Here is a 1,594-nt window from a genome sequence, read left to right on the forward strand (position 1 = left end):
CTGGCCACCGAGCTCACCGCGGCGCTGAGCAGGGCCCGCGTCGTGTCCCGCGGCCCGAAAGCCACCGGCGCGCTGCGTGCCGGAGGTCTGCCCGAGGAGTGGTCCCCGGAGTCGGAGTCCTCCCGCGAGGTGCTGCACTACCTGCGCGAGGGAGGCATCGCCGGGGCGCGCATCGCCGTGCAACTACACGGAGCCACCGCGGATTGGGATCCGTTCCCCGAGTTCCTCGACGAATTACGCGCCGCCGGAGCAGAAGTGGTGCCGATCCGGGTGTACCGCTGGCACTCGGCGCCACGCAACGGCGAGTTCGACCAACTGGTGGCCGGCATCGCCGAGCAGAAGTTCGACGCCGTCAGCTTCACCTCCGCACCCGCGGTGGCCTCGGTGCTGATGCGGGCCGCGGAGATGGGCATCGAGGCCGAGGTGCTCGCCGCGCTGCGCACCACCGTGCACGCGATGTGCGTGGGTCCGGTGACCGCACGCCCGCTGGTGCAGGTCGGGGTGCCCACCTCCGCCCCGGAGCGCATGCGACTGGGCGCGCTGGCCCGTCACATCACCGACGAACTGCCCCTGCTCCAGGCGCGCACGATCCGAGTTGCCGGTCACCTGCTGGAGATCCGCGGCACCTGTGTCCTGGTCGACGGAGCGGTGAGGACCCTGTCGCCCGCGGCGATGGCGACGATCCGGGCGCTGGCACAGCACCCCGGGGCGGTGGTGTCCCGTACTGACCTGCTGCGGGCGCTGCCGGGCAGCGGCACCGATACGCACGCGGTCGAGACGGCGGTCCTGCGGCTGCGAACCGCGTTGGGCGACAAGAAGATGGTGGCGACAGTGGTCAAACGTGGCTACCGGCTTCCGGTTGACGAAGCACAGGCGTCATGAGCCTGCTGCTGGTGGCGCACGGCACCCGGAAGCAGAGCGGAGTGTCCCTGATCGGCGACCTCGCCGCGACGGTCTCTGACGCGTTGGACCATCCCGTGCACGTCGCATTCGTCGACGTCCTGGGCCCGACGCCGGGTGAGCTTCTCGCCGCGACCCTGGACCGGCCGACCGTACTGGTGCCGGCCTTTCTGGCCCACGGCTACCACGTCACCAGCGACATCCCGGCTCACGTGCAGGCCAGCGGCCATCACGACGTCACCGTCACCCGGGCACTGGGCCCCGATCCTGAGCTGATTCGGGTACTCGTCGATCGATTGATCGAATATGGTTGGCGCCCAGCCGATTCAGTGATACTCGCGGCGGCCGGGACGTCGGACCCGGCGGCGATGCGGGATCTGCACACGACGGCGACCTGGCTGTCGGCGATGGTCGGGTCGCGGGTCGAGCTGGCGTTCGCCGCCACCGGTGAGCCGCGGGTAGCCGACGCCGTCGTGGCGGCACACGCGCGGGGTGGGCGGGTCGTGGTGGCGTCATATCTGTTGTCGGAGGGGCTGTTCCAGGATCGATTGCGCGACAGCGGCGCCGATCTGGTCACCGACCCGTTGGGCACCCATCCGCGGGTCGCGCGGTTGATCACCAACCGATTCGTCCGCGCCGGGGTGCCCGTGCAGCGGCCCGCCGGAATTGCATTCCAGCAGGGCCTCTCTCGAAG

Annotated in this window: 2 protein-coding genes; both read left to right on the forward strand. The window is 70.6% G+C overall.

The genetic code is table 11. The features are described 5' to 3' along the window. Window positions 1-882 (forward strand): uroporphyrinogen-III synthase (locus WA965_RS19860; protein WP_526447996.1); only part of this gene is annotated, 882 nt, incomplete at its 5' end. Beyond that, on the forward strand, window positions 879-1,594 hold a 716-nt coding region (locus tag WA965_RS19865; RefSeq protein WP_526447998.1), incomplete at its 3' end, for a sirohydrochlorin chelatase. The genes WA965_RS19860 and WA965_RS19865, both read left to right, overlap by 4 nt.

The sequence above is a fragment of the Mycobacterium sp. genome, from assembly GCF_049683935.1.
Classification (GTDB): domain Bacteria; phylum Actinomycetota; class Actinomycetes; order Mycobacteriales; family Mycobacteriaceae; genus Mycobacterium.